The 24,668-nt window shown below is 72.1% G+C and carries 22 protein-coding genes; 15 read left to right on the forward strand and 7 right to left on the reverse strand.

What is annotated here, in order from left to right; genetic code table 11:
• Window positions 1–11 precede the first annotated feature (11 nt).
• From MFF04_RS10650 to MFF04_RS10675, 6 genes are all read left to right on the forward strand, one after another.
• A complete protein-coding gene (locus MFF04_RS10650; RefSeq protein WP_238275692.1) occupies window positions 12–1,706 on the forward strand; it encodes a radical SAM/SPASM domain-containing protein in 1,695 nt (564 codons plus the stop codon).
• Window positions 1,703–2,593 (forward strand): hypothetical protein, encoded by an 891-nt coding sequence (locus MFF04_RS10655; protein WP_238275693.1) that lies wholly within the window; start codon window positions 1,703–1,705, stop codon window positions 2,591–2,593. The genes MFF04_RS10650 and MFF04_RS10655 overlap by 4 nt, the downstream gene beginning before the upstream one ends.
• A gap of 2 nt (window positions 2,594–2,595) precedes the next feature.
• Complete coding sequence (locus tag MFF04_RS10660) at window positions 2,596–2,964, forward strand: YybH family protein (RefSeq protein ID WP_238275695.1); 369 nt, start codon at window positions 2,596–2,598, stop codon at window positions 2,962–2,964.
• Between the two features lie 102 nt (window positions 2,965–3,066).
• Window positions 3,067–3,543 carry a zinc-ribbon domain-containing protein gene (locus MFF04_RS10665; RefSeq protein ID WP_238275697.1) on the forward strand — a complete coding sequence of 159 codons (477 nt, stop codon included), beginning with the start codon at window positions 3,067–3,069 and terminating at the stop codon, window positions 3,541–3,543.
• Between the two features lie 266 nt (window positions 3,544–3,809).
• Entirely contained in the window at window positions 3,810–5,414 is a 1,605-nt protein-coding gene (locus tag MFF04_RS10670) for a type II and III secretion system protein family protein (RefSeq protein ID WP_238275699.1), read from the forward strand.
• 14 nt (window positions 5,415–5,428) lie between these two features.
• Window positions 5,429–6,340: a CpaD family pilus assembly lipoprotein gene (locus MFF04_RS10675; protein ID WP_238275701.1), complete on the forward strand. Its 912-nt coding sequence runs from the start codon at window positions 5,429–5,431 to the stop codon at window positions 6,338–6,340.
• A gap of 103 nt (window positions 6,341–6,443) precedes the next feature.
• Here MFF04_RS10675 and MFF04_RS10680 read toward each other — a convergent pair whose 3' ends face one another.
• On the reverse strand, window positions 6,444–8,462 hold the full coding sequence (locus MFF04_RS10680; protein WP_238275703.1) for a hypothetical protein: 2,019 nt from the start codon (window positions 8,460–8,462) through the stop codon (window positions 6,444–6,446).
• 82 nt (window positions 8,463–8,544) lie between these two features.
• Window positions 8,545–9,180, reverse strand: a complete 636-nt coding sequence (locus MFF04_RS10685; RefSeq protein WP_238275705.1) for a DJ-1/PfpI family protein — start codon at window positions 9,178–9,180, stop codon at window positions 8,545–8,547.
• A 71-nt stretch (window positions 9,181–9,251) separates the two neighbouring features.
• On the opposite strand from MFF04_RS10685, the gene MFF04_RS10690 reads away from it, so the two are divergent.
• The 5 genes from MFF04_RS10690 to MFF04_RS10710 all read left to right on the forward strand — a co-directional run bounded on the left by MFF04_RS10690 (window position 9,252) and on the right by MFF04_RS10710 (window position 13,451).
• On the forward strand, window positions 9,252–9,863 hold the full coding sequence (locus MFF04_RS10690; protein ID WP_238275706.1) for a helix-turn-helix domain-containing protein: 612 nt from the start codon (window positions 9,252–9,254) through the stop codon (window positions 9,861–9,863).
• 325 nt (window positions 9,864–10,188) lie between these two features.
• Complete coding sequence (locus MFF04_RS10695) at window positions 10,189–11,451, forward strand: MFS transporter (RefSeq protein ID WP_238275745.1); 1,263 nt, start codon at window positions 10,189–10,191, stop codon at window positions 11,449–11,451.
• 91 nt (window positions 11,452–11,542) lie between these two features.
• Entirely contained in the window at window positions 11,543–11,938 is a 396-nt protein-coding gene (locus MFF04_RS10700) for a Rid family detoxifying hydrolase (protein WP_238275708.1), read from the forward strand.
• Window positions 11,935–12,510 carry an MOSC domain-containing protein gene (locus tag MFF04_RS10705; RefSeq protein WP_238275710.1) on the forward strand — a complete coding sequence of 192 codons (576 nt, stop codon included), beginning with the start codon at window positions 11,935–11,937 and terminating at the stop codon, window positions 12,508–12,510. Before MFF04_RS10700 ends, MFF04_RS10705 begins: the two co-directional genes overlap by 4 nt.
• Window positions 12,507–13,451 carry a PDR/VanB family oxidoreductase gene (locus tag MFF04_RS10710; RefSeq protein WP_238275711.1) on the forward strand — a complete coding sequence of 315 codons (945 nt, stop codon included), beginning with the start codon at window positions 12,507–12,509 and terminating at the stop codon, window positions 13,449–13,451. The genes MFF04_RS10705 and MFF04_RS10710 overlap by 4 nt, the downstream gene beginning before the upstream one ends.
• Window positions 13,452–13,515: 64 nt before the next feature.
• Here the strand turns inward: MFF04_RS10710 and MFF04_RS10715 are convergent, their stop codons facing one another.
• The gene (locus MFF04_RS10715; RefSeq protein WP_238275712.1) at window positions 13,516–14,394 is read right to left on the reverse strand and encodes an NmrA family NAD(P)-binding protein; all 879 of its coding nucleotides are present in this window, start codon (window positions 14,392–14,394) and stop codon (window positions 13,516–13,518) included.
• 127 nt (window positions 14,395–14,521) lie between these two features.
• On the opposite strand from MFF04_RS10715, the gene MFF04_RS10720 reads away from it, so the two are divergent.
• Complete coding sequence (locus MFF04_RS10720) at window positions 14,522–15,400, forward strand: LysR family transcriptional regulator (RefSeq protein WP_238275713.1); 879 nt, start codon at window positions 14,522–14,524, stop codon at window positions 15,398–15,400.
• Between the two features lie 24 nt (window positions 15,401–15,424).
• On the opposite strand, the gene MFF04_RS10725 is transcribed toward MFF04_RS10720, so the two are convergent.
• Genes MFF04_RS10725 through MFF04_RS10735 form a run of 3 tightly spaced genes read right to left on the reverse strand, consistent with a single transcriptional unit; the run spans window position 15,425 to window position 18,015 of the window.
• The gene (locus MFF04_RS10725) at window positions 15,425–16,492 is read right to left on the reverse strand and encodes a heme-dependent oxidative N-demethylase family protein (protein ID WP_238275714.1); all 1,068 of its coding nucleotides are present in this window, start codon (window positions 16,490–16,492) and stop codon (window positions 15,425–15,427) included.
• Between the two features lie 12 nt (window positions 16,493–16,504).
• Window positions 16,505–17,449 (reverse strand): PDR/VanB family oxidoreductase, encoded by a 945-nt coding sequence (locus MFF04_RS10730; protein ID WP_238275715.1) that lies wholly within the window; start codon window positions 17,447–17,449, stop codon window positions 16,505–16,507.
• Window positions 17,446–18,015 (reverse strand): dimethylamine monooxygenase subunit DmmA family protein, encoded by a 570-nt coding sequence (locus MFF04_RS10735; RefSeq protein WP_238275716.1) that lies wholly within the window; start codon window positions 18,013–18,015, stop codon window positions 17,446–17,448. The genes MFF04_RS10730 and MFF04_RS10735 overlap by 4 nt, the downstream gene beginning before the upstream one ends.
• A 776-nt stretch (window positions 18,016–18,791) precedes the next feature.
• On the opposite strand from MFF04_RS10735, the gene MFF04_RS10740 reads away from it, so the two are divergent.
• Window positions 18,792–20,534 carry a trimethylamine N-oxide permease gene (locus MFF04_RS10740; RefSeq protein WP_238275717.1) on the forward strand — a complete coding sequence of 581 codons (1,743 nt, stop codon included), beginning with the start codon at window positions 18,792–18,794 and terminating at the stop codon, window positions 20,532–20,534.
• Window positions 20,535–20,618: 84 nt separating this feature from the next.
• Here the strand turns inward: MFF04_RS10740 and MFF04_RS10745 are convergent, their stop codons facing one another.
• A complete protein-coding gene (locus tag MFF04_RS10745) occupies window positions 20,619–21,674 on the reverse strand; it encodes a helix-turn-helix transcriptional regulator (RefSeq protein ID WP_238275718.1) in 1,056 nt (351 codons plus the stop codon).
• Between the two features lie 428 nt (window positions 21,675–22,102).
• On the opposite strand from MFF04_RS10745, the gene MFF04_RS10750 reads away from it, so the two are divergent.
• On the forward strand, window positions 22,103–23,233 hold the full coding sequence (locus tag MFF04_RS10750) for an aminomethyl transferase family protein (protein WP_238275720.1): 1,131 nt from the start codon (window positions 22,103–22,105) through the stop codon (window positions 23,231–23,233).
• Window positions 23,234–23,267: 34 nt separating this feature from the next.
• On the forward strand, window positions 23,268–24,623 hold the full coding sequence (locus MFF04_RS10755) for a trimethylamine monooxygenase (RefSeq protein ID WP_238275722.1): 1,356 nt from the start codon (window positions 23,268–23,270) through the stop codon (window positions 24,621–24,623).
• Window positions 24,624–24,668 lie beyond the last annotated feature (45 nt).

The following is a 24,668-nucleotide window of genomic DNA, read 5'->3' on the forward strand; positions in this document are numbered from 1 at the left end:
GAGAGGACGCCATGCTTGATTTCGACCATCACGGCCTGCGCGGCACCGAGGACGACCTCGCCGGCCTCGACGCCGCCGGCGCCAAGGCGCTGGAGACCGCCGCCCGCGAGACCCTCTCGCGCGTCCAGCGCCGGGGCGGTCCGTCGACCGGCCGCTACCGGCTCTCGGCCTACGACATCCCGGTGCGGCTGGCCGACGGCAGCGCGCTGCTCTTCAATGCCCGCACCCGTTCCCTCATCCTGCTCTCGCCGGAGGAGGCCGAGGCCTATCACGCGCTCCGGGACGGCGCGGGCGACGGCTTCGAGCCCGGCGCGGTCGCCGACCGCCTGCTCCTCCAGGCGCTGCTCGGGGGCGGCCACGCGGTCGGCGCCGGCGTCGACGAGCTCGCCCTGGTCCGGCAGAGCTACGAGGCGGCCCGTGCGGCGCCGAACAGCCTGACGCTGACCATCGCCCCGACCATGGCCTGTAACTTCGCCTGCGGCTACTGCTTCCAGGGGCTGGCCAAGCCCACCAAGAAGATGACCCGCGAGGTGCAGGACGCGATCATCGCCTTCGTGAAGGCGAAGAAGGACCTGAAGTCGCTCAGCGTCGTCTGGTACGGCGGCGAGCCGCTGATGGGGAAGGACTCGATCTTCCGCCTCTCGGACCTGCTCATCGCCCACTGCGACAAGCACAAGATCGGCTACAGCGCCGGCATCGTCTCGAACGCCTGGTTCCTCGACGGCGAGATGGCCGCCCAGCTCTACGCCCGCCGGGTGAAGTGGGTGCAGGTGACGATCGACGGCGACCGCGACACCCACGACCGCATGCGCCCCCTCACCTCGGGCGGGCGCACCTTCGACCGCATCCTCGACAACATCGAGCAGTCGCTCGACGCGACACCGATCTCGATCCAGGCGCGGGTCAATGTCGGCCAGTCGAACGTCGACGGGGCCGGCGCCATGCTCGACGGATTCCACGCCCGGCGTCTCGCCCAGCGGGGCAACTTCCACGTCTACTTCGCACCGATCGAGGCCTCGACGCCCGAGAGCGGCAGCGCCTTCGAGGAGAAGCTCTCGCGGGCCGACTTCAACCGCAAGGTCCTGGCGCTGGAGGGCCGCGCCCGCGAGCTCGGCTTCGCCGGCATCCAGACGGCGCCCGGCGGCTTCTCGGGGCTGTGCGTGGCGGCCTCGAAGGGCGGCTACGTCGTCAACGGCAACGGCGACGTCCACAAGTGCTGGGAGACCGCCCACGACGCTTCCAAGCGCACCGGCAGCATCTTCGAGCCGGAGCGCCTCCACGAGAGCGTCAACGCCTCTCTCTGGGAGCAGTGGACGCCCTTCGACAACGCGACCTGCTCCTCGTGCAAGATCCTGCCCATGTGCGGCGGCTTCTGCGCCCACCGCTTCATCTACGCGAGCCCCGGCGAGACCGCCCTGCCCTGCCCGAGCTGGAAGTGGAACACCGCCGAGTACGTGTTCAGCCGCGCCCGCAGCCTCGGCGTCGTCGGCGCCGACCAATGGCTGCCGGAGGAGGCGACGGTGGAGGCCAAGCAGTCGGGCGAGCGCCAGTCGCCGGCCTCGCTCCAGGCCTCCCAGGCGCGGGTCCTGGAGAAGGTCGGCGCGCTGCGCGGACGGACCCTCGACCGGGACATGCTGTTCGCCGGAGAGGCCGCCCTGGAGACCGTGCCGGCCACCGAGGCGACCCCGGAGCCGGCCGTCCCGTGAACGCGCCGACCTCCCCCCTCGCCCTGGCCCAAGGCCTCGGACGCTTCGACGAGGCCGTCGCCGCCGCCTTCGCGGGCGCCGGCGCGACCCGTCACGTCCGCGACCGGTTGATCGAGCGCGTCCATGCTGGCGGCTTCGACCGGATGCTCCTGCGGAGCGGCGCGAACCTGCCCGAGCTGCCGGTCGCGGTGGAGCGGCGAGCGGCGGTGAACAGCATCGACTTCGCCTTCGAGCCCCTGGTGCTGCCGGGTCTCTCCGTCGCCCAGGCCACGGCCTACCTGCGCGCGGTCGAGACGAGCCTGTCGCAGGTCGAGGCCGAGGGTCTCGACGCGCCGGGCCCGCTCTGGATCGACACGCTCCACCATGCCTGCGTGTTCTCGGTGCTGTTCCAGCTCGCCGCGCACCTGCGCCGCCGCCGGGGCTGCGACCGAATCGTGCTCCTCCACCAGGGCGTCCGGCCGGAGCCGCGCCTCGACCTCTGCGCGAACCTGCTCGCCCGCGTCCACGGGATCGAGCTGGTGCGCCTGAAGCTGCGGCCCGGCTGGTTCCCGGCGCTGGCGCGGCTCCTCGGGCCGGGCAGCGCCGTCTTCTACCTCACCGACATGCCCCGCGAGACCCTGGCGCCGGCCGCCCGCGTCCGCCGCGGAGGGATGTCCCGCCTGGAGCTCGACGCCGGAGGCGGGACGCTGCGGAGCGTCGAGACGGTCTCGGGCTCGGCCGCCTTCGCCCGGCGCCTCGGGGCGAGCCATCTCGCCCTCGACTATCCCGGCCCCGGCCGGGTGCGCATCGCCCCCCACGACGCGGCACGCCCGGCCCGCTGCCCGATCGAGGACTGGGTGTTCTGGCCGGTGCTGACGGCCGGCGCGACGGATCGGGGAGTGGCTTAGGGATGGCGGGACTTCAGCCGCGGGTGCAGGCCCTCGTCGATGCCTGGACCGGCACCTTCAACGCCGGGCGCACCGGCGACCTCATCGCCTTCTACGCGCCGGCGGCGCGCCTGGTGCCGCCGGGCCGCCCAGTGCTGACGGGGGCGCCGGCCCTGTCGGGCTTCTTCGCCGACATCCGCGCCCAGGGCTTCCGGGACTACCGCGTCGTCATCGACGACGTCTTCGGCCGGGAGGGCGAGCCGGCCGCGACCGGGCGCTGGACCCTCTCCGGCCCCGGCCCGGACGGGGAGCGCCACCGCTACGACGGCAACTGGCTGATGCTCCTCGACGGCACGCCCTCCGCCCGCATCCTGCTCCACATGTGGAACTGACGCCGCCCGCGGGCCCGCCGCCGGCACGCAGCGGACACCGGAGCCGGTGGAAGTCGGGGACAAGGCGCGCCGACGGGAGACCGGCATGAGAAGGAATCCCGGATGACCCTGATCCGATGCCCGGATTGCGGCCGCGACGTGAGCGACGCCGCCCGGGCCTGCCCCGCCTGCGGGCGCCCCCTGCGCGCCGCGATCGGCACCGCGGCCTACGACCCGTTCGCGGCCTTCGAGTACCGCTCCCCCCGGACCCTGTTCGGACTGCCCCTCGTCCACGTCGTCTACGGGCCGGCGGCGCTCGGCGGGCTGAGGCCCGCCCGGGGCATCGTCGCGATCGGCAACGTCGCCGTCGGCGTCGTCGCCCTCGGGGGCGTCGCGGTGGGCGTCGTGGCCTTCGGCGGGCTGGCGCTGGGGCTCGTCTGCTTCGCGGGGCTGGCGCTCGCCCTCGGGCTCGGGCTCGGGGGCATCGCCACCGGCTACTGGGCGCTCGGCGGCATCGCCGTCGGCGTCCACGTCCTCGGCGGCCTCGGCATCGCGCTCGCCGGCGGGCCCGAGATCGTGCGGCAGGCTCTCGGCCGATAGAGCGGCGGCCCGCCGAGACCGGCGTGGGAACGGTCCGGTTTTCGACAGTCGCTGTCTCCCGTTTGCGACAGACTCCCTCCGAGTTCCCGGTCACGAACGCGTGTAATCGTTCTGTCACGCAAGCTCGACAGGACATCGGGATGAACGACGGGGAGCAGCATCGAATGGGACCGGCCTGCGTTCGGCATCGCCCCGTTCGGATTCCGCCCCGGCTGCCGCAGACCAGGCAGCGCTGCCGCTCCGGCGTCTGACCCCGGATGCTCGCGATGCCTGATGCCCGGGCCGGCCGCCCGAACCGTCTCCCCCCCGTCCGCGCTGCGCTCGCCCTCGGCCTGACGATGCTCGCCGCCGTCACCGGCGCGGCGGCCGAGCCGGTGGCGGCCACCGGCGGCTTCGCGCCGCCTCCCGCCACGGCCGCTCAGGCCCCCGCGCCCGCGCCCGCGCCCCGGCGCGTCATGGTGCCGGCCTGGCCCGGCAACGAGACGGCCGTCGATCAGGCCGCCCGTTTCCGCCGGCCGACCGCCTGGACCGCCGGGCACAGCTTCCAGCCGAACGCGCCGAGCGCCGACCGGGTCTCGGCCGCCCGCGGCACCATCTCGCTGAACGTCTCCCGCGGACAGACCCTGCGGCTGTCGCGCCCGGCCGCCTCGATCTTCGTCGCCGACCCGAGCATCGCCGACATCCAGACCCCGTCGAACCAGGTGGTCTTCGTCTTCGGCAAGAAGCCCGGCCGCACCAGCCTCTTCGCCCTCGACGAGGCCGGCGATCCGGTGGCGGAGTACGGCGTCGCGGTCACGCAGCCGATCGAGGACCTGCGCAACATCCTGCGCAACGAGGTCGGCGACTACCGCATCGGCGTGACCTACACGCCGAACGGCGCCGTCCTCAGCGGCTCTCTGCCGAACGCCGCCCTCGTCGAGACCGCCAAGGCCGTCACCGCCCAGTTCCTCGGCCAGGGCGCGACGGTGACGAACCGCCTGCGCATCTCCGGCGCGCTCCAGGTCAACCTCCAGGTGCGCGTCGCCGAGGTGAACCGGCGCACGCTCAAGCAGTTCGGGATCAACCTCAACTTCTCCGGCCGGGCGGGCGGCACGGGCTTCAGCCTCGTCTCCGGCGGCTCCGCCGTCACGCCCGGCACCGTGCCGATCACGGGCCGCAGCAGCACCTTCGGCGTCAGCTACTCGGACGGCGTCAACAGCATCACCGCGACCCTCGACGCGCTGGCCGAGGACGGCCTCGCCTCGATCCTCGCCGAGCCGAACCTGACGGCCGTCTCCGGCGAGAAGGCGAGCTTCCTGGCCGGCGGCGAGTTCCCGATCCCGATCACGCAGGCGCTCGGCCAGACCTCGGTGCAGTTCCGCCGCTTCGGCGCGAGCCTCGAGTTCACGCCGACGGTGCTCTCGGGCAACCTCATCAACATCCGGGTGCGGCCGGAGGTGAGCGAGCTGAGCCAGATCGGCGCCGTCGACATCAACGGCACCAGCATCCCCGGCCTCAGCACCCGCTCCGCCGACACCGTGGTGGAGCTGGCCAGCGGCCAGAGCTTCGCTATCGGCGGCCTCATCCGCAAGAATTTCTCCACGAACATCGGCATCACGCCGGGGCTCGGCGACATCCCGATCCTCGGGGCCCTGTTCCGGTCGAGCGCCTTCCAGAAGGACGAGAGCGAGCTCGTCATCATCGTGACCCCCTACATCGTGCGCCCGGCGAGCTCCCCCCAGGCCCTCGAAACGCCCGCCGACCGGGTGGCGCCGCCGACCGACGCCGGACGCATCCTCCTCAACACCCAGTCCAAGGCGCCCTCGAACCGGCTCGCCCCCCGCAAGGGTTCGGTCGGGCTCACCGGGGATGCGGGGCTCGGCGTCGAATGAGCGGGCGGGAGAGGATGATGCCGGGACGCTCGAACCCGCGCCGCGCGGCTCCGGCCGGCCGGCTCGCCGGAATGCTCGCCAGCCCCTGCCTCCTGGCGCTCGCCGCCTGCACGACGGCCGCGCCCCCGCCGCCCCAGGCCGTCGCGCCCATCGCGCCGCCGCCCGCGGCCTTCACCGCCGGGCCGGCGCCCCTGACGATCGTCGACCCGCCCGTCGAGCCCGGCCGCCCGGTGGCCGTGGTGCGCGGCGGCGAGCCCCGCCCCGTGGTCCTCTTCGAGCAGCCCGAACGGGTCTCGCCCCCCGGCACACCCCTCGTCCTGCCGCCGCCGATCCCCCGCGAGGCGCGCCAGGAGACCCTGGTCGAGGCGGTGCCGACGCGGATCGTCCTCGGCCGCGGCGAGCAGCGCCGCCTCGTCGCGTTCCTGCGGACGGCCGGCGAGGGCCGCTTCGACGCGCTTCACCTCGAGATGCGCGGCCGCAACCGCGGCGCGGTGGCCGCGATGATCGCCACGGCGCGCCGGGCCGGGGTCGACCCGGCCAAGATCCGCGCCGTCGACGCGGCCGCCCCCGGCGGCGCCGTCGAGGTGATCGCCACCCGATACGTGGCGACGGCACCAGCCTGCCCGTCGCTCGCCATCGTCGGCCCCTCGGTCAACGACAACGACTTCGAGCCGACCCTCGGCTGCTCGAACCGCGGCAACCTCGCGGCCATGGTCAACGACCCCGCCGACCTCCTCGGCAGCCGGGCGGTCGCGCCCGCCGACGGCGCCCGTGCCGGGGCGGTGATCGAGCGCTACCGGACGCCGGCCGCGGCCGGGGCGGGCTATCGGGGGGATGGCGTCGGGCAGGCGCCGATCGAAGGCGGCTACGGCTATGGGCCGCCTGGCGGCAGCATCCTCGGCTCCGGCGGCCCGGTGGGCCGGTAGCGTCGGCCCGGCAGAAGCGGAGGCCGGCGCTCCGCAAGGATCGGGCGCCCTGCCCGCTTCCGCCTCACGATCCCCGGGCGGGCCGCGCCCTCCCGTTCTCGCCCTACCGAAGCCTCGAACCGGCGCGGCCGGGGCTCGGATGTCCCTCCCCGTCCCGACGTCGAGTCTCCTCGTCCGGCGCCGGCTCCTCCGAGGCCTCGTCCTCGCGGCGGTCCCAGCCGAGCACCCGCAGGATCGCCCAGAGGCCGTTGCCCTCTTGCCCGCGCCGACGCGTCCGGCGCGGCGGCATCCGCCGCGCCAGGAACGGGTTGAACAGGGGCAGCGGCGCGCCCCCGATTCCCGGTGCGGCGCGACCGGGGGCCGGCTCACGGGCGCCGACCGTCAACCCGGCGGCGACGGCAGCGGCCTCGACACCCGTGCCCGCAACCGTCGGCGTCGGGCTCTCGGGCAGGCCGATCGAGCGCATGGCCGGCGCGGCAGCCTCGGGCGGAGCCGGGCGGCCCGCCTCCGCCGGCTGCGCCCGCACCGGCGCCGGATCGCTCCGGGGCTGCACCGGCAGCACCTCGCTCGCCGCGCCTCGCTCGGCGGCCCCGCCCGGCCCGCTCCGGGTCGGCGGCTGCGACGGCGGCCGCTCCTCGACGGCGGGCGGCGGGGCGGCCAGGGTGCCGGAGCCGGCGACGGGCTCGCCCTGCCTGACGGGCGCCGTCTCGGCGGAGGTCCCACGAGCTGCCGCCGTCCCGTCCGTCCGGATGGAGGGGGGGTCGGCCCTGGCCGAGGCGGGATCGGCCCTCGGGGCCTCCGCGGGAGGCCGGCCGCCGGCCGCCTCCGGGTCGGCGCGGGCCGCCGGAGCCGCGGCGGCCGCCGGCCCCTCGCCCGTCCGGGGCTCCGGACGATCCTGCGGCGGCGCTTCGGGCGGCGCGAGCCGGTCCCGCGCTGCGCCTCCCGGCGGAAGCTCCCGAACGGTGTCCCGGACGGCGCCGGCGGCGATCTCGGCGGCCGTGGCGAGGGTCGTCGCGGCGCCCGCGACCGCCGCCGTGACGGTTGCCGCCGCGACCTCGACCGCGACCTCGACCGCCTGCGCTCCCATCCGGGGGGCGGCGACGGTCTCCGCGAGGCGGGCCGCCAGTGGCCCCGCTCCGGCGTCGAGGCCGATCGCGGCGCCCGCGAAGACGTTCGGTGCCGCTTGCGGTGCCGCCTGGCCGATGCCGGGCTGGCGAAGGTCGTGGCGGATCTCCGCCGGGGGCCCTCCGGCCGCGCCCGGCCCGTTCCCCTGCGGAGGCCCGTCGAGGGCCCGTTGCGCGCCCGGCCCGGCCTGGCCCGCCGGTCCCTGCACCTCCCGCGCCCAGGGCGCTGCGTCTCCGAAACGCGCTCCGTTCCCGAAGGCGGCGCGGTCTCCGGCGGCCGGTCGGTCCGTCGCCGGCGCGGGCGGTCGCGGATCGGCGCCGCCCCGCTCCGGAGTCGGCCGATCGGCTCTCGGGCCGGCGGGCGGCTGGTCGGGGCGCGGCCGGGCGTGCGCCTCGCGATCGGGACGGTCGCGTCCCCCCTCCCGCTCCGGGCCCTCCCGACCCGGCCGCGGCCCGTTCGGCGGGCCCCGGCCCCGATCCTCCGGCCCCCTGTTCTCGTGCGGATGTTCGTTTCCGGGATGCCTTCCCGCCGGCGGGCCGGCCTTCGGCGCGGCGAACTCGGGGACCGAGACCTTGCCCGCCGCCGCGTCCCGGCCGGCCCCCTCTCCCGGCCGGTCGCGGGGCGCGGCGTCGGCCCGGTGCGGTCCCGCCGGTGGAGCGCCGGCCCGGCCTCCCCCGCCGAGCAGGTTCAGGCGCAGGTCGACGTCGAGGCGGAGCCCGGCGTCGAGGCCCGGGCCGAGCTGCAGGCCGGCCTGCACGCCCAGGCCGAGCCCGTTCCCGCCGATCTCGGCGCCGGCATTCGCGCCCACCCCGGGCGGTCCCGGGGTCGCCCCCGGCTCGGGCCTGCCTGGGTCGCGGTGGCCGCCGGGGTCGTCGCGGCCGGGCTCGTGCCCGTCCGGCCGTCCGCGGCGGGCGTCGAAGGGCTCGTCCCGGCGGGGTTCCGCGCCGATCTCGTGACGCGTCCCGCGCCCTGCGTGCAGTCCGGCCAGGCCCGTCACGGCTCTCTCCTGCGGCAGAAACCGCGAAGGATTGTCATCCCAACCTGACCACGACCTGTCGGCGGGAGGCCGCCGGACGGGCTCAGGCGCGATGGATGCCCAGCGCCGCCTCGTTCGCCCGCAGGGCGCGGTCGTACTCGATCAGGGCCGCCACGTCGTCCCGCGCCTCGGGGCCGTAGAAGCGGCCGACGAGGTAGAGCGTGGCGTCGATGGCGAGCGAGACGCCGCCGCCCGTCACCACCCTGTCGTCCACGACGACCGCGGTCCGGGCGTCGACGCCCCCGGAGCGCAGGGCGTCGAGGGGCGCGACGGGCTCGGCCCCGGCCCGGCCGCGCCGGGTCGTCGCCGCCCGCCCGTCGAGGCAGCCCGCCCGCGCGAGGATCATCGCGCCCGTGCAGACCGAGGCGAGGCGCTCCGGCGCCCGCTCCCGCAGGAAGCGCATCATCGCCGGGTCGGCCGCCGCCTCCGGCCAGCCCGGCCCGCCGCAAACGACGTAGACGTCGCAGGGCGGCGCGTCGGCGAAGCCGTAGGGCACCTCCACCGCGAGACCGCCGGCCATCCGTACGGGACCCGCCTCCCGCGCGATCACCGCGTCGGCGAGGTTCGGCAGCAGGCGCCGGGCCATCGAGAGGACGCCGACCGTGCCGCCGAGGTCGATCGGCTCGACGCCCTCGTAGAGCACGATCCCGAAGCGGATGGCGGTCGAGCGGTCCGGCATGTGGTAGTCTCCGTCTGGATCAGGATCACCCGGCCGTCCGGCACGGGCGTTGAAGGGCTCGGCACGGCGCGATGACGGTGAGGACGATTGTGGACCGCGAGCAGGTCGCGGCCGAGGCGCGCTCGCAGATCGAGGTCCTCGCCGAGGAGGTGCGCCGCCGCCGCCGGGAGCGCGGGCTCTCCCTGGAGCAGCTCGGGACGCTCGCCGGTGTCAGCCGCTCGATGATCTCGAAGATCGAGCGGGCCGAGGCGGTGCCCTCGACCACCGTGCTCTCGCGCCTCGCCGAGGCCCTCGACGTGACCTTCTCGCGGCTGATGACGCCCGCGGTGGAGCGGGAGGTGCTGCTGATCCCGGCGAGCCGCCAGCCGGTGCTGCGCGACGAGGCCTCCGGCTTCCTGCGCCGCTGCATCTCCCCAGTGCTGCCGGGCCGGGGCATTGACTGGGTGCTGAACACCCTGCCCCCGAACGGCAGCACCGGCGAGTTCGTCGCCCACCGGCGTGGGGTCAGCGAGTACATCTTCGTGCTCAAGGGCCGCCTGCGCGCCACCGTCGGCGAGCGCAGCATCGTGGTCGAGGAGGGCGACAGCCTGTACTTCGAGGCCGACGCCGGCCACGCCTTCGCCAATCTCGGCCCGGAGCCCTGCCAGTACTTCCTCGTCATCGACGCCTCGCGCGCCCGATAGAGGGCTCCCTGCGAACGGTGGTGCCGGTTCGGCAAGGAACACGCCAGGATGGAGGCCTCGAGCGCATCGGACCCTGGCGAGCCCGACGCCGGGACCGTGCTCCGGCTTCCATCGCATGGACCGGTCCGGCGCAGGGCGCGCCGATGCAACCCTGGATCGCGTCAATGTGAAGTGGCATGGCCGTTGCGTCCTCCATAGTGGATCAATCTCCACTGAGGAAGAGGGCATCGCGATGGCCGTACAAGGTGCAGAGGCGCTGGTCGCGCCCCCGTCAGCAGCCGCGGTCCGGGACGAGCCCGGCGGAACCGCGACCTCCGGCGCCGAGATGCGGCGCGTCCTCTGGGCGAGCGTCATCGGGACGGTTGTCGAGTGGTACGACTTCCTGATCTACGGCACCGCCGCGGCGCTGGTCTTCAACAAGATCTTCTTCCCGACCCTCGACCCCATGGCCGGGACGCTCGCCGCCTTCGGCTCCTACGCGGTCGGCTTCGTCGCCCGGCCGCTGGGCGGGGTGGTGTTCGGCCATTTCGGCGACCGCATCGGCCGCAAGGCGATGCTGACGCTGACCATGCTGATCATGGGGCTCGGCACCTTCCTGATCGGCTGCCTGCCGACCTACGCCCACATCGGGCTCTGGGCGCCGGCGCTTCTCGTGCTGCTGCGCATCTTCCAGGGCATCGGCGTCGGCGGCGAGTGGGGCGGGGCCGTCCTCATGGTCATCGAGCACGCGCCCGCGCATCGCCGGGGCCTCTACGGAAGCCTCGTCCAGGTCGGCTTCCCGGCGGGCGTGGCCGCCTCCACCGCGACCTTCCTCGCCCTCTCGACGCTGCCCGAGGCGGACTTCCTGAGCTGGGGCTGGCGCGTGCCGTTCCTGCTCAGCGCGATCCTCGTCGGCGTGGCCCTGTTCATCCGCCTGCGCCTCGTCGAGACACCCGCCTTCGCGAAGGTGAAGGCCGAGCGCACGGTGGCGCGGATGCCGTTCCTCGAGGTCATCCTCGGCCAGCCGCGCACCTTCCTGATCGCGGTCGGGCTCAAGGTATCGGAGGTGGCCTGGGTCTACCTGCTGACCGTGTTCTCGATCGTCTACGCCACCGGCACCCTCGGGCTCCCCAAGCGCCTGATCCTCGACGCGATCCTCTGCGCCGCGGTGCTGGAGTTCGCCACGATGCCGTTCTTCGGCTGGCTCTCCGACAAGGTCGGCCGGCGCCCGATCTACATCTTCGGCGCGCTGGTGAGCGTGGTCTGCGCCCTCGTCGTCTTCCGCCTCCTCGACACCCGCGACCCGCTCGTCATTACGCTGACGATCGCGGTGATCATGAGCCTCACCCACGCCTCGATGTTCGGCCCGCAGGGCGCGTTCATGCCGGAGCTGTTCGGCACGCGGGTCCGCTACAGCGGCGCCTCCCTGGGCTGCCAGGTCGCGGCGGCGATCTCGGGCGGGTTCTCGCCGATCGTCGCCTCCTCCCTGCTCGCCTGGACCGGCGCTACCTGGCCGATCTCGCTGTTTATGATCGCCCTCGCCGTGATCTCCCTCGTCGCGACTCTCGCCGCGACCGAGACCCGCGACCTCGACATCGCCCGGCAGTGACGGAAGGGCACGGCGCTGGCGGCGCCGTGCCAATTCCATTATCGTGGATGAACGTCTACTGAGCAGATCGGGACAGGGAAGAGGCAACACCATGGATCGGACCACCATCAAGACGGCTGCGGCGGCTCCCGCCGCCGGCCCCTACGCCCAGGCCATCCGGGCGGGCGATCTCGTCTTCGCCTCGGGCCAGCTGCCGATCGATCTCGGAACCGGCGGCTTCCCCGAGGGCGTCGAGGCGCAGACGCGGGCCTCGCTGGCAAACCTCTCCGCCGTGCTCGAGGCCGGCGGCGCGAGCCTCGCCAGCGTCGTGAAGACCACGGTCTTCCTCAAGGACATGAACGACTTCGCCGCCATGAACGCGGTCTATGCCGAGCACTTCCCCGGCGCGGCGCCGGCGCGCTCCACCATCGAGGTCGCCCGCCTGCCCAAGGACGCGCTCGTCGAGATCGAGGCCGTCGCGATCGCCACGGGTCCCGCCGCGTCATGAGCGAGATGCCGGCGCCTCGCATGATCGAGGCCTTCGAGCACGCCGCCGGATCGGTCGCCCGCGGGGTGCCGGGAGGCGCCGCGGGCTTTCGGGGGGAGCTTCTCCATATCCACGTCGCCCCGGCGGCGAGCTACGAGATGGAGGCGCTCGCGGAAGCCGAGTGCGTGGCCGGCCGCGGCATCGTCGGCGACCGCTACTTCGACGGGACGGGGACCTACTCGCCGAAGCCCGACACCCGCGAGGTGACGCTGATCGAGCAGGAGGCGCTCGACGCGCTCGCCCGCAACGACCCGCCGCTCCAGGGCGGCCCGATCCGGCTCGACCCCGCCGACCACCGGCGCAACCTCACGGTGCGGGGCGTGCCCCTCAACCACCTCGTCGGCCGCCGCTTCCGGGTCGGCGCGGTGATCCTGCGGGGCGGGCGGCTCAACTTCCCGTGCAAGTACCTGGAGGAGCTTCTGGGCCTGCCGGTCTACCTGCCGCTCTACAACCGCTCGGGGCTGAACTGCGGGATCGAGGTCGGCGGCATCATCCGCCCCGGCGACGTCATCGAGCTCCTCGAGACGCCATGACCGCGCGCCTCATCATGAAGCTCGAGGTCGTCGCTGCGGAGCCGACGACGCCGGACGTGCTGCGGGTGGTCTTCCGCCACCCGCAGCGGCCCGAGCTGCCGGAATGGACGCCCGGCGCCCATGTCGACCTGCGCCTGCCCGACGGGAAGGTGCGCCAGTACTCGCTCTGCGGCGACCCGGCCGACCGCGCCCGCTACACGGTGGCGATCAAGCGGGAGGCAGGCGGGCGCGGCGGCTCGCTCTGGGCGCACGCGAACCTCGCGGAGGGCGGGCTCGCCCACGTCTCGGCGCCCCGCAACAACTTCCCCCTGGCGGAGGGCACGCGCCACATCCTGGTCGCCGGCGGCATCGGCATCACGCCGTTCGTCTCGATGGCCCGGAGCCTCGCCGCGTCGGGGGCCGACTTCGCCCTGCACTTCTGCGCCCGCTCGGCCGCCGAGGCGCCGCTCCTCGACGCGCTGCGCGCCGTCTGCGGCGACCGCCTGCATCTCTGGCTCTCCGGCGAGGGCCGCCGCCTCGATCCGGCCCTGATCGGCCCGCCGGCGCCGGGCACGCATCTCTACGCCTGCGGCCCGCAACGCCTCGTCGACGCCGTGCAGGCGCGGGCCGATGCGGATGGCTGGGCGCCCGACCACGTCCATATCGAGCGCTTCGCCGCGACGCTCGACGAGAACTACAAGCCCGAGCCGTTCGACGCGCGCATCGCCTCGACCGGCGAGGTCCTGCACGTGCCCGCCGACCGCTCCCTCCTCGAGGTGCTGCGGGAGAACGGCTTTCCGGTCGCCTCCTCCTGCGAGATCGGCACCTGCGGCACCTGCGAGTGCGGCTACCGGAACGGGACCGTGATCCACCGGGACCACGCCCTGCCGCTGGCGAAGCGGCAGGACCGCATGATGCCCTGCGTCTCGCGGGCCCGTGTGGCCCTCACGCTCGACCTTTAGCCGGCGGCGCAGGGGCGGGCCGTCGCGGCACCGCCCCCGCCGTGAATCGCGCCGGACCGCCCGGTCAGACCGTCCGCCAGGCCCGTGCCGTCTCCGCGGCGAAGTCGGCGTAGCGGCGAGGCGGGTGGCCGAGGAGCGCGGTGAAGCGCTCGACCTCAGCCGCGGTCGCGACGGCGCCGTCCTCCTGGTAGCGGCGCATCATCACCCGCAGGTCGTAGGCGAGCCAGGACGGGGCGAAGCGGCGCAGACCCGCCTCCAGGGCGTCGAGGTCGTCGCCGCCATAGGTCACCGCGCGCCCGAGCGCCGCCCCCCAGAGGTCGGCGATGGCGGTCCCGGTGAGGGGCTCGGAGCCGACGAGGTCGTAGGTCTCGGCCGGGAGCGGGCCGGCGGCGCGCGCCCGGCGCAGCAGCTCGGCGGCGGCGGCCTCGGCGATGTCGCGGGTGTCGACCATCGAGATGCCCCTGTGCCCGATGGGCGCGCCATAGAGGCCGGCGCCGAGGAGCGGCTCCTGCTGCATCAGGTCGTTCTGCATGAAGTAGGCGGGTCGCAGCACCGTCGCGGGCAGGCCGAGGGCCGCGATCATCCGCTCGACGGCGTGCTTGCCGGTGAAGTGCGGGGCGTCGACATAGGCCTCGCCCTTGAAGACCGAGAGGTAGACGATCCCGCGCACGCCCGCCTCCCGGGTGAGGTTGAGCGCACTGATCGCCTGGGTCAGCTCGTCGGGCACGTTCGGCACCAGCAGGAACAGCGTGGTCACGCCCCGCATCGCGGCGCGGAGCGCGTCGATGTCGGTGAGGTCGCCGCGCACCGCCTCGACGCCGGCCGGAAGGCGGCCCTTCTCCGGGGCGCGGGTCAGGGCGCGGACGGGAATGCCGGCCCGGTGAACGAGATCGACGACGGCCGAGCCGATGCGGCCCGTGGCTCCGGTGACAAGAAGGGTCATGACGCTCTCCATCGATGCGGCGCCCTGTGCGCCTTGCGATGGCGGGAAGGATATGCGTCTTCTCAGCGGGTCATAGACGGCTGAAACGGAACGCGCCGTCTCACCGATGGAACGAATGGCCGGCCCCATGGATCTCCACGCCCTCGCCGACTTCAACCTCGTGGCCACGCAGGGCGGCTTCGGCCGGGCGGCACGGGCGAGCGGCCGGCCGAAGGCCACGCTGTCACGTCGGGTGGCGGAACTGGAGGCCGGGCTCGGGGTCCGGCTGCTGGAGCGGGGTGCCCGGAGCCTGCGCCTGACGGAGGCCGGCGCGGTCCTGCACGCGCGCACCGGTCCGCTGCTCGCCGAGATCACGGAGGCCGCGGAGGCCGTCGCCTCCGGCCTCGACCGGCCGCGGGGCCGGCTGCGGGTGAGCGCGCCGATGCTGCTCTCGAACACGGCCCTCGGGCCGGTCGCGGCGGCGTTCGCCGCGCGCCATCCAGAGGTGCGGCTCGAGATCGAGGCGGAGGATCGCCTCGCCGATCCCGTGGAGGACGGCTACGACGTGGTGATCCGGGTCAACCCGCGGCCGGACGAGCGCCTGGTCGGGCGCTGCGTGATGCGCGACCCGCGCTGGCTCGTCGCCGCTCCGAGCCTGCCGATGCCCCCGCCGGGGCTCGTCCCGGAGGAGCCCGTCCCCCTCCCCGCCCTGGTCCGGTCCGGGCCCTTCCCCGGCGAGGTCTGGTCGGTGTCGGACGGGGAGCGGCGCCTCGCCTTCCGGCCGGAGCCGGTGCTCCGGCTGTCCGCCCTGCCGATGCTGCGCGATGCGGTTCTGGCGGGCAGCGGCGCGGCGGTCCTGCCGCGCTCGCTCGCGGAGCGGGACGTCGAGGCCGGGCGGCTCGTCCTCTGGGGCGTCCTCGACGGGCCGCCGACCGAGGTCTGGGCGCTCCACACCTCGCGCCGGCTGGCGAGCCCCAAGGTCACCGCCTTCATCGAGCATCTCGCCCGCGCGCTGTCGGCGCGGTGAGGGACCGGGCGGTGGAACGGATCCCTAGGAGCGGGCGGCGAGCGCCGTCTGGTCGGGCTGGATGCCCGGCGAGAGCGCCGCGCCGTCATCGCCCGCGGCGAGATGGGCGATGAGCGTGTCGCGGTACCGGGTCAGGCCCTTGTACTCCGCGAGCTCCGGCGGCAGCGTCGTCAGCACCCGGTGCAGGCGCTTGCGCCATTTCTCGACCCGCTCGATGTCCCGGACGCTCAGCAGATAGCAGCGGATGCCGAACAGGATCGCGTTGGAGCGCGGCAGCCGGAACAGCGTCTGCAGCTCGACGCGCAGGTGCACCTTGTCGGCGACGTTCTCCGGCGTGACCGTTGTCCGGTCCGGCCCCCAGTCCGGATAGTTCTCCGGCGAGGTGTCGAGGCGCGGGTTGATGGTCATGGTCCAGTTCAGGCGCCGGACCGGCTGGCCGTATTGCAGGCGCAGCAGGAAGCGCAGCGCCCGGTCGAACACGCCGATGTCGTGGGCCAGCGGCACCGGCCCGTGCCACTCGTGGAAGCTCATGCCGATGTCGAAGTCGAGGGACCAGTCGGCCTGGGTCGTCACCATGCCGCCGTCGACGAAGAGGTTGTCGTCGCGCTGGTCCTGAAGGGTGAAGTCGCCCTGCGCCTGGCGGGTGATGTACTCGAACGGCGGGCAGGGCAGCGTCTCGGGCCTGCCGAAGACGAAGCTCTGGTCGAGGCCGAGGGGCCGGTTGATCCAGCGCCAGGCGTCGCCGTCCTTGGTCAGGCTGAAATGCTCCGGGTAGTCCGCCGAAAGGCTCTCCATGAGCAGTTCGAGCGTGTCCCACTGCGCCGGCATCATATGCGGCAGCACCTGGCAGCGGCCGGGATCGTCGGCGAGCACCAGGGCGCGCTCCCGGCATTCGGCGACGTAGTGCTCGTCGACGTCGAAGGCGTGGGCGAAGGCCGGGCTCGGGCCGCCGCGCGTATGGGGCTCGATGTTGACCGAGTACATGTACCGGTCCTCCCCGAACGGGAAGGGGAAGCGCAGCACGCCCGCGTCGCTGTTGCGGTAGGAGAAGCTCTCGCGGAAGCGCTCGTCCCTGCGAAACTCGATGCCCATCGCGGATTCTCCTTACAGATCGAGGACCAGAACGTCGGAGCGGGCCCGCGACACGCAGGTGGCCATCAGCCGGCCGCCGGCGCGCTCCTCCTCGGTGAGGACGTGGTCGCGGTGCTCGATCTCGCCGTCGACGACGCCGGTGAGGCAGACGCCGCAGGCGCCGCCGCGGCACAGGCAGGGTGCCTCAATGCCCGCGGTCTCCAGGGCCTCGAGCAGGCTCTGCGTCTCCGGAACGTCGAGGGTACGCCCCGAGCGGGCGAGGGTGACCCGGAAGGGCCGGCCGCCCTCAGCCCCGCCGAAGCTCTCCTTGTGGATGGCGGCCTCCGGCCAGCCGAGGTCGCGGGCAGCCGCCTCGACGGCCTCCATCATCCCCGCCGGGCCGCAGGTGTAGACGTGGGTGCCGAGCGGCTGGTCGGTGAGAACCTCCGTGAACGAGCGCCGGGAGGTCTCGCCGTGCACGGTGACGCCGGCGCCCGCCTCGGCCAGGAGCTCACGGAAGATCCCGGTCTCCTCGTCGGTGCAGTACTGGTGCAGCTCGAAGGCGGCGCCGCGGGCGCGCAGCACCGGCACGTAGGACAGGAACGGGGTCAGCCCGATGCCGCCGCCGATCAGGATGTGGCGGCGGGCGAGGCTGGCGATCGGAAACAGGCTCGCGGGCGGGCCGATCTCGACCCGGTCGCCCGGCCGCAGGTGGTCGTGCAGGAAGTGCGAGCCGCCGCGCGAGTCCCGCACCCGGCGCACGATGATGGCGTAGCCGTCCCGCTGATCCGGCGGCGTGACGAGCGAGTAGGCGTTCTTCCAGACCCGCTCGGGCCCGCGCAGGGTGACGAGGATATGCGCCCCCGGCGCCGCGGTCGGGAAGCGCCCGCTCTCGGGCTCGAAGCGGAACCGCTTCAGGGTCGGGCCGAGGGAGTCGATGCCGGCGACGCGGGCCGGGATGAGGCGGTCGAGGATCATGGATAGGCCCGTTCGGCTTGCGGGACGTCGCCGGGCTGCTCGGCGTCGATCTTGACGCCCTGGAAGGCCGAGAGCCGGCGGGAGAAGTGGTCGCGCACGAACAGGTTGGCGCCGCATCCGGCGCAGCGCACGATCGTGGTCGTGACGCCCTCGTTGAAGGTCTTGCAGTGGACGCACTGGACCCTGCGGGCGAGCGTGCCGGACTGCTTCAGGAACACCTCGGACCGGCCGAGCCCGTGATCCTGGGCGATCCCGAAGACGTCCCACAGGAAGTCCTCCGGGCCCTCCGCGTAGAGGCGCAGGCCCATGCGCTCGCCGGCGAGCCGCCGGCCGAGCGTGTCGAGGAGCTGCCGGCTCGAGCGGAACCGGCGCTCGCCCTCGCCCTGCGGCCGCCGGAGCGTCCCCTCGGCGGCGGCCGGCGCGACGGTCCAGCTCTCCAGGGGGCCGTCGGAGAGGGCGTCCGGCGCCGGCCCTTCCCCCGCGCAGAGGTAGAGATGGCGGCGCCCGGTCGGGTCGCGGCGGAGCGCCTCGTAGGTCGGCCGGCTCTTGATGCCCTGATCGATCATCGCAGACTCCGGCAGAGGGGAGGCGTTTCAGGACGCGCATCGAGGGTGCCGAGACACCTGCAGGACGCCGCAAAGTTCTCTGAAAGAACTGACATTTCCTGTCGAGAATAGAAGCGCTGAGGCATCGAACGCAAGAGCGCAGAACATTCGCCGCAAGGATCGATGTTGCATCGCAAGGAACCGACCATGCCAGAGCACAGACGGATAAAGCATTGTCGATCATATCGATTCGATCGAATTAAAGAAAAGGTTGATCGTGCGAGTATATCGCATGGCAAAGATATCTGAATTACTGGACTGCATCCTGCGAACACGATGCGCAGGATGCGCTATTTTTCTTCATGATGACGTATTTTGTGGCAAAGTCCGTTCACGTTCGCGAAATTTCATGCGATCGTGCTTGACAGTGTATCGCCGCAAGGAAATGAATATTCCTGTGGCGAATGTCCGGCTGGCCCGGGTCCGCCACGAGCAGACAAAGAATTCGATCCCGGCCGGCGTCCCTTCTTCGAGGACGACGCTCTCCGGGAGGGCCATCCGAACTGTTTTCACAAGCTGGAGACCGTGACTCGGCCCGGCTCCGCGGATCGTTTCGGAGATCTTCGTCCGTCGCGAAGGACGAAACCCATCGAACGAGGCCGCGCCTGCCCGGCAGGCCGGTCTCCCGTCGTGCGGGTGCCCTTTCGGGCGCCGGCCGCGCATCGAGCTGACCTGACCGGCCTTCCCCCCACGGTCAGTCGGACATTCCCCAAACCATCGATTCGGGAGAGTTCGTGATGAGTGTCGGCATCAACCAGGCGTCGCCCGCTTCACCGGCGATTCCCATCGCGCGTGCGGATCAGGGGCAGCTCCACCGCAGCATCAACTGGACCGGGGCCTTCTGGGTCGCGAGCGGCGTGCCGGCGCTGGTGCTGTTTTCGGTCGGCGGCATCGCCGGCAACACCGGCAAGCTCGCCTTCCTGATCTGGACGCTGTCCATGCTGATGGGCTTCATCCAGTCCTTCACCTATGCCGAGATCGCCGGCCTGTTCCCGAACAAGTCGGGCGGCGCCTCGATCTACGGTGCGGCGGCCTGGGTGCGCTACTCGAAGCTGATCGCCCCGCTCTCGGTCTGGTGCAACTGGTTCGCCTGGACGCCGGTGCTGTCCCTCGGCTGCTCGATCGCCGCCTCCTACATCCTCAACGCCCTAGCCCCGGCGCCGACCGCGACCTCCCCGGCCGTAGTCCAGTGGCTCGCGGCCAACGCCTCGACGCTGCAGGGCACGGAGGCCGAGAAGCTCGCCGCCGCCGTCGCCGCGGTCTCGCCGGCCATCCGCACCTGGACGCTGTTCTCGACGACGCTCGGGCCGGTCTCGCTCTCGCTCAACGCCGCCTTCGTGATCGGCGCGGTGCTGATGCTCGCGGTCTTCGCGGTCCAGCACCGGGGCATCCTCGGCACGGCCAACGTCCAGAAGTGGATCGGCCTGCTCGTCATCATCCCGATGTTCATCGTCGGCGTGGTGCCGCTGCTGTTGCACGGGGTGAACTGGAGCAACTTCACGCCGCTGGTTCCGCTGGCCGCCCCCTCGGCACCAGCGCCGGGCGCGTGGAACCTCACCGGCTGGACGCTGGTCCTCGGCGCCATGTTCATCGCCGCCTGGTCCACCTACGGCTTCGAGACGGCGATCTGCTACACGAGCGAGTTCCGCGACCCGAGCCGCGACACTTTCAAGGCGATCTTCTACTCGGGCCTGCTCTGCCTCGTGCTGTTCACGCTGGTGCCGTTCACCTTCCAGAGCATGCTCGGGGTCGAGGGCATGCTGGAGCCGTCCATCGTCGACGGGTCCGGCGTCGCGGCGGCGCTCGCCCACATGGTCGGCGGCGGCCCGCTGGTCGAGAGCATCCTGGTGATGCTGATGATCCTCGCCCTCATCCTGTGCATCATGACGGCGATGGCCGGCTCCTCGCGCACGCTCTACCAGGGCTCCGTCGACGGCTGGCTCCCGCGCTACCTCAGCCGCGTCAACGAGCACGGCGCCCCGACCGCCGCGATGTGGACCGACCTCGGCGTCAACCTCGTCGTGCTGGCGATCGCCTGCGCCGACGCGACGAGCTTCTTCTTCATCCTCGCGGTGTCGAACTGCGGCTACATCATCTTCAACTTCCTCAACCTGAACTCGGCCTGGATCCACCGGATCGACTCGGCCGACGTGCCGCGCCCCTACCGGGCGCCGACCATCGTGCTGGTGCTCGGCGGCGTGTTCGCCTTCGTGAACGTGGTCTTCATGGGCGCCGGCGCGAAGGTCTGGAACCCGATCGCGCTCTGGGCCGGCCTCGTCACGGCGGCCCTGATCATCCCGGTCTTCCTGTTCCGCCACTATGTGCAGGACGGCGGCAAGTTCCCGCACGAGACCTTCGAGGACCTCCATGTCGGCCCCGAGGGCGCCAGGAGCGCCAAGAGGGCCGGGATGCTGCCCTACCTGACGCTCGTTGCCGGCGTCGTGGTCCTGCTCGTGTCGAACTGGATCTTCCAGCTCTAAGGCTTCGCCTCCTCCGCCCGAAGGAGCACCCGGCGCGATCCGATCGCGCCGGGTGCTTGCGTCCGGGAGGCGGAGGCCGCGCCCTCAGGCCGAGGGGAAGAAGGGCGTGAGCTTCTTCACGAGGTCGCGCTCCGAGGAGACCAGGGCCTTGCGGTAGATCCGCAGCTTGCAGTTCTTGATCGTGCCCTTGCTGATCCCCAGCGCCTGGGCGATCTGGCCGGTGGCCTGCCCCTTCATGGTCAGGATGAGGATGTCGCGCTCGCGCGGGGTCAGCGTCCGCAGGATCTGGGCGGCGGCCCCGTAGTCGATCTCCTCCCGCGGCGCGCTCGCGGCCTCCAGGGTGAAGATCCGGCCCCCCGGCGCCAGGGGGAAGTTCCGGTCGAAGGGCTCCGTCCGCAGGGTGTAGTCCCGGGTCTGCAGGGTCTCGAGCCCGTCGGCCGCGCCGAGCGCCTCGACCAGGGGGAAGATCGTGTCGTCCGCCGCGACGGCCTCGCGCCAGGAGGCGTTGGAGAACACCTCGACGAGGTGCCGGTCGCGGATCAGGGTCGGGCGCTGGACGAGACCCTCCTCCTCGGATCCGCTCGTGTAGCGCAGGTGGTTGAAGAGCTGCCCGAGATGGCTGCGGTGATAGCCTTCGAGGGCCGGAAAGATCAGCTTCGCCCGCTCGATGTCGGCCTTGGAGAAGGAGCCGCGTTCGCGCTCCAGGAAGAGGCCGAAGCAGCAATGCCCGACGGTCGAGAAGAACATCCCGATCTCGTCGGCGATCTTGGCGGCGGGCGTGAAGATCTTCGTGTAGAGAACGGCCTCGGTGCTCTCCGTCCCCAGCTCCGAGAGGGTGAGGACGCCGGGCCGGCCGGTGCGCCGCCACCGGGCCGAGAACGGATCGATGTACTGCCCCTTCTCGTTGTAGAAGGCCACGATCTCGGCCGGCACCCGCGAAGTGTAGAGCACGTCGGGCGGCGCGACCCGCGAGTAGCGGATGATCCAGCTCGAATCGTGCCGGATGCAGAGCCCCGCCAGGTGAAGCAGCTTTCGGTGGAAATCGTCCGATCCGATCGAGACGGCGACTTCGCCGAGCTGAGCGAACCACGCGCCGTCGGTGAGTCGAACCGGAGCGGATAACTGTACGCCGTCGCTCATGCTTCGATACGGTCGAAGATTCCCGGCGCTGTCAATCGAGGGCCCGCACCGAGGCCCGCGCACGTCGCGGGGCGCTGTATTCGTGGTTTTCGCGCATCACGCACCCGGGGACGGCATGGGTGAAACGGTCCGGGGACGACGCTCGAGGCGGCTCGGGCACGGGTCTTGCCAAGGGCGCGCCGCAAAATCTTCGCGCCGCGATCTTCGCATCTGCAAGATCTCGATGGTGCCAACAGTCACCATTGCGATGTCCTCTTGGCGCTGGCTAAAAATTTCCCTGAGATAAGAACAAAGCGAAAAGTCCTTCGCCTGTCGACCAATCTTCGCGCCTTCAGGTGGTGCGTGGAGACTATGGCGGCCGCTTGATGAGCCGGCGCGGAAGCCTGCCGCGACCGGCGCACGATCCCCAGCATGGAGAGTCTCGCGACATGGGCTACAAGGACCTTCCCCGTCAGTCGGCCCTCAACGAGCGCCATCTCGCGCTCGGCTCGAAGCTGGACGCCGACTGGAACGGGATGCCGATCCCGCAGACCTACGCGACGGACCCCTACGAGGAGACGACCCTCGTGCGCTCCCGCGCCGGCCTGTTCGACGTCACGGGGCTGCGCATCGTCGACGTGTCGGGTCCGGATGCCCTGGCGATGCTCGATGCCATGCTCACGAGCGACATCTCCAAGCTGAAGCCCGGCGAATCCGCGATCAGCAACATCGTCGACGACGAGGGCTCGCTGATCGACGACGTTCTCGTCTACTGCGACGGCCCGCAGGCCTATCGCATCTCCCACGGCGGCGGCGATCTCGAGGGGGCCCTGCCGCTCTTCACGCAGGGGCGCGACGTGAGCGTCGCCAAGGACGACGACGTCCACATCCTCTCGCTCCAGGGCCCGCTCGCCCTCGACATCCTGAAGCCCCACACGCCCCTCGACCTCGCCGGCCTCAAGTACTTCCGCCACGCGCGCACGACGCTGTTCGGCTTCGACGTGTCGCTCGCCCGCGGCGGCTACTCCGCCGAGCGCGGCTACGAGGTCTTCTGCAAGGCCGCGGACGCGGTCGCGATCTGGGACGCGATCCTGGAGGCCGGAAAGCCCTTCGGCATCTGCGCCGCCTCCTGGGCCTGTCTCGACATCGTGCGCGTCGAGGGGGCGCTGCTGTTCTTCCCCTTCGACATGCCCAGGCCCGACACCACCCCCTGGGAGGTCGGGGCCGACTGGACGGTCGATCTCGGCAAGCCCGACTTCCGCGGCAAGGCCGCCCTGGAGCGGCGGCGCAACGAAGTCCGCTTCCGTCAGGTCGGCCTGGAGATCCTCGACGACGCGGCGGTGCCCCCCGGCGCCACGATCCTTCACGAGGGCCGCGAGGTCGGCACGGTCAACAGCACGACCTACAGCCGCCACCTGATGAAGTCGCTCGGCCTCGCGCATCTGCCGCCGGAGCTCGCGGCGCTCGGCACCGCCGTCGAGATCCGCTCCGACAAGGGCACCCTCGCCGCGAACGTGGTCCGCACCCCATTCTACGACCCGATGCGCCTGCGCACGCACCCGCTCGACGAGCGCGCCTGACCTCCTCCGTCATCCCGTTTCGAGGACGCCTATCATGACGAAGCGTGTCGCGATCATCGGCGCCGGCCCGAGCGGCCTGGCGCAGCTCCGGGCCTTCGAGGCCGCCCGCCGGGCCGGCGCCGAGGTGCCCGAGCTCGTCTGCTACGAGAAGCAGTCGAACTGGGGCGGGCTCTGGAACTACACGTGGCGCACCGGGCTCGACGAGAACGGCGAGTCGGTCCACGGCAGCATGTACCGCTACCTCTGGTCGAACGGGCCGAAGGAGTGCCTGGAGTTCGCCGACTACTCCTTCGAGGAGCATTTCGGCCGGCCGATCCCCTCCTACCCGCCGCGCGCCGTGCTGCACGACTACATCGCCGGCCGCGTCGAGCGCAGCGACGTGCGCAAGCATATCCGCTTCTGCACGCCGGTGCGCTGGGTCGATTACTCCGAGGAGACCGGCAAGTTCACGGTGACGGTCAAGGACCTCGTCAAGGACGCGCACGAGACCGCGGAGTTCGATCACGTCGTCGTCGCCAACGGCCACTTCTCGGTGCCCAACGTCCCGCATTTCGAGGGCATCGAGCAGTTTCCGGGCCGCGTCATGCACGCCCACGACTTCCGCGTGGCCGACGAGTTCGCCGGCAAACGGATCCTCATGGTGGGGTCGAGCTACTCGGCCGAGGACATCGGCACGCAGTGCATCAAGTACGGTGCCAAGGGGATCGTGTTCAGCTACCGCACCCGGCCGATGGGCTTCGATTGGCCCGAGGGCTTCGAGGAGCGGCCGCTCCTGACCAAGTTCACCGGCAAGGTCGCCCATTTCAAGGACGGCTCCTCGGCCGAGGTCGATGCGGTGATCTTCTGCACCGGCTACCAGCACAGCTACCCGTTCCTGCCGGATTCCCTGCGTCTCAAGACCAAGAACTGCCTCTACCCGGCCGGGCTCTACAAGGGCATCTTCTGGCAGGACAATCCGAAGCTGATCTATCTCGGCATGCAGGATCAGTACTACACCTTCAATATGTTCGATGCGCAGGCCTGGTACGCCCGCGATTACATCATGGGCAAGCTGGAGCTGCCGAGCCGCGAGGTGCAGGCCGCCGACATCGCCAAGTGGCTCAGCCTTCAGGACACCCTGACCAACCCCTTCGAGGCGATCGACTTCCAGACCGAGTACGTGCGCGAGCTGCTCGCTGCGACCGACTACCCGCGTCTCGACGTCGACAAGGTGGCCGCCCTCTTCAAGGAGTGGGAGCACCACAAGATGGAGGGCATCCTGACCTATCGCGACCGGTCCTACCCCTCGACCATCACCGGCACGATGTCGCCCGTCCATCACACGACGTGGATGAAGGCCCTGGACGACTCGCTTCCCGCCTTCATGGGCCTGCCCCAGGCCGCCGAGTAGGCCGCTTCCGAGCCGCTCGCTCCTGAGCAAGGTCCGAGGAAGGAC

Source organism: Methylobacterium jeotgali (assembly GCF_022179345.1).
Lineage (GTDB): Bacteria > Pseudomonadota > Alphaproteobacteria > Rhizobiales > Beijerinckiaceae > Methylobacterium > Methylobacterium jeotgali.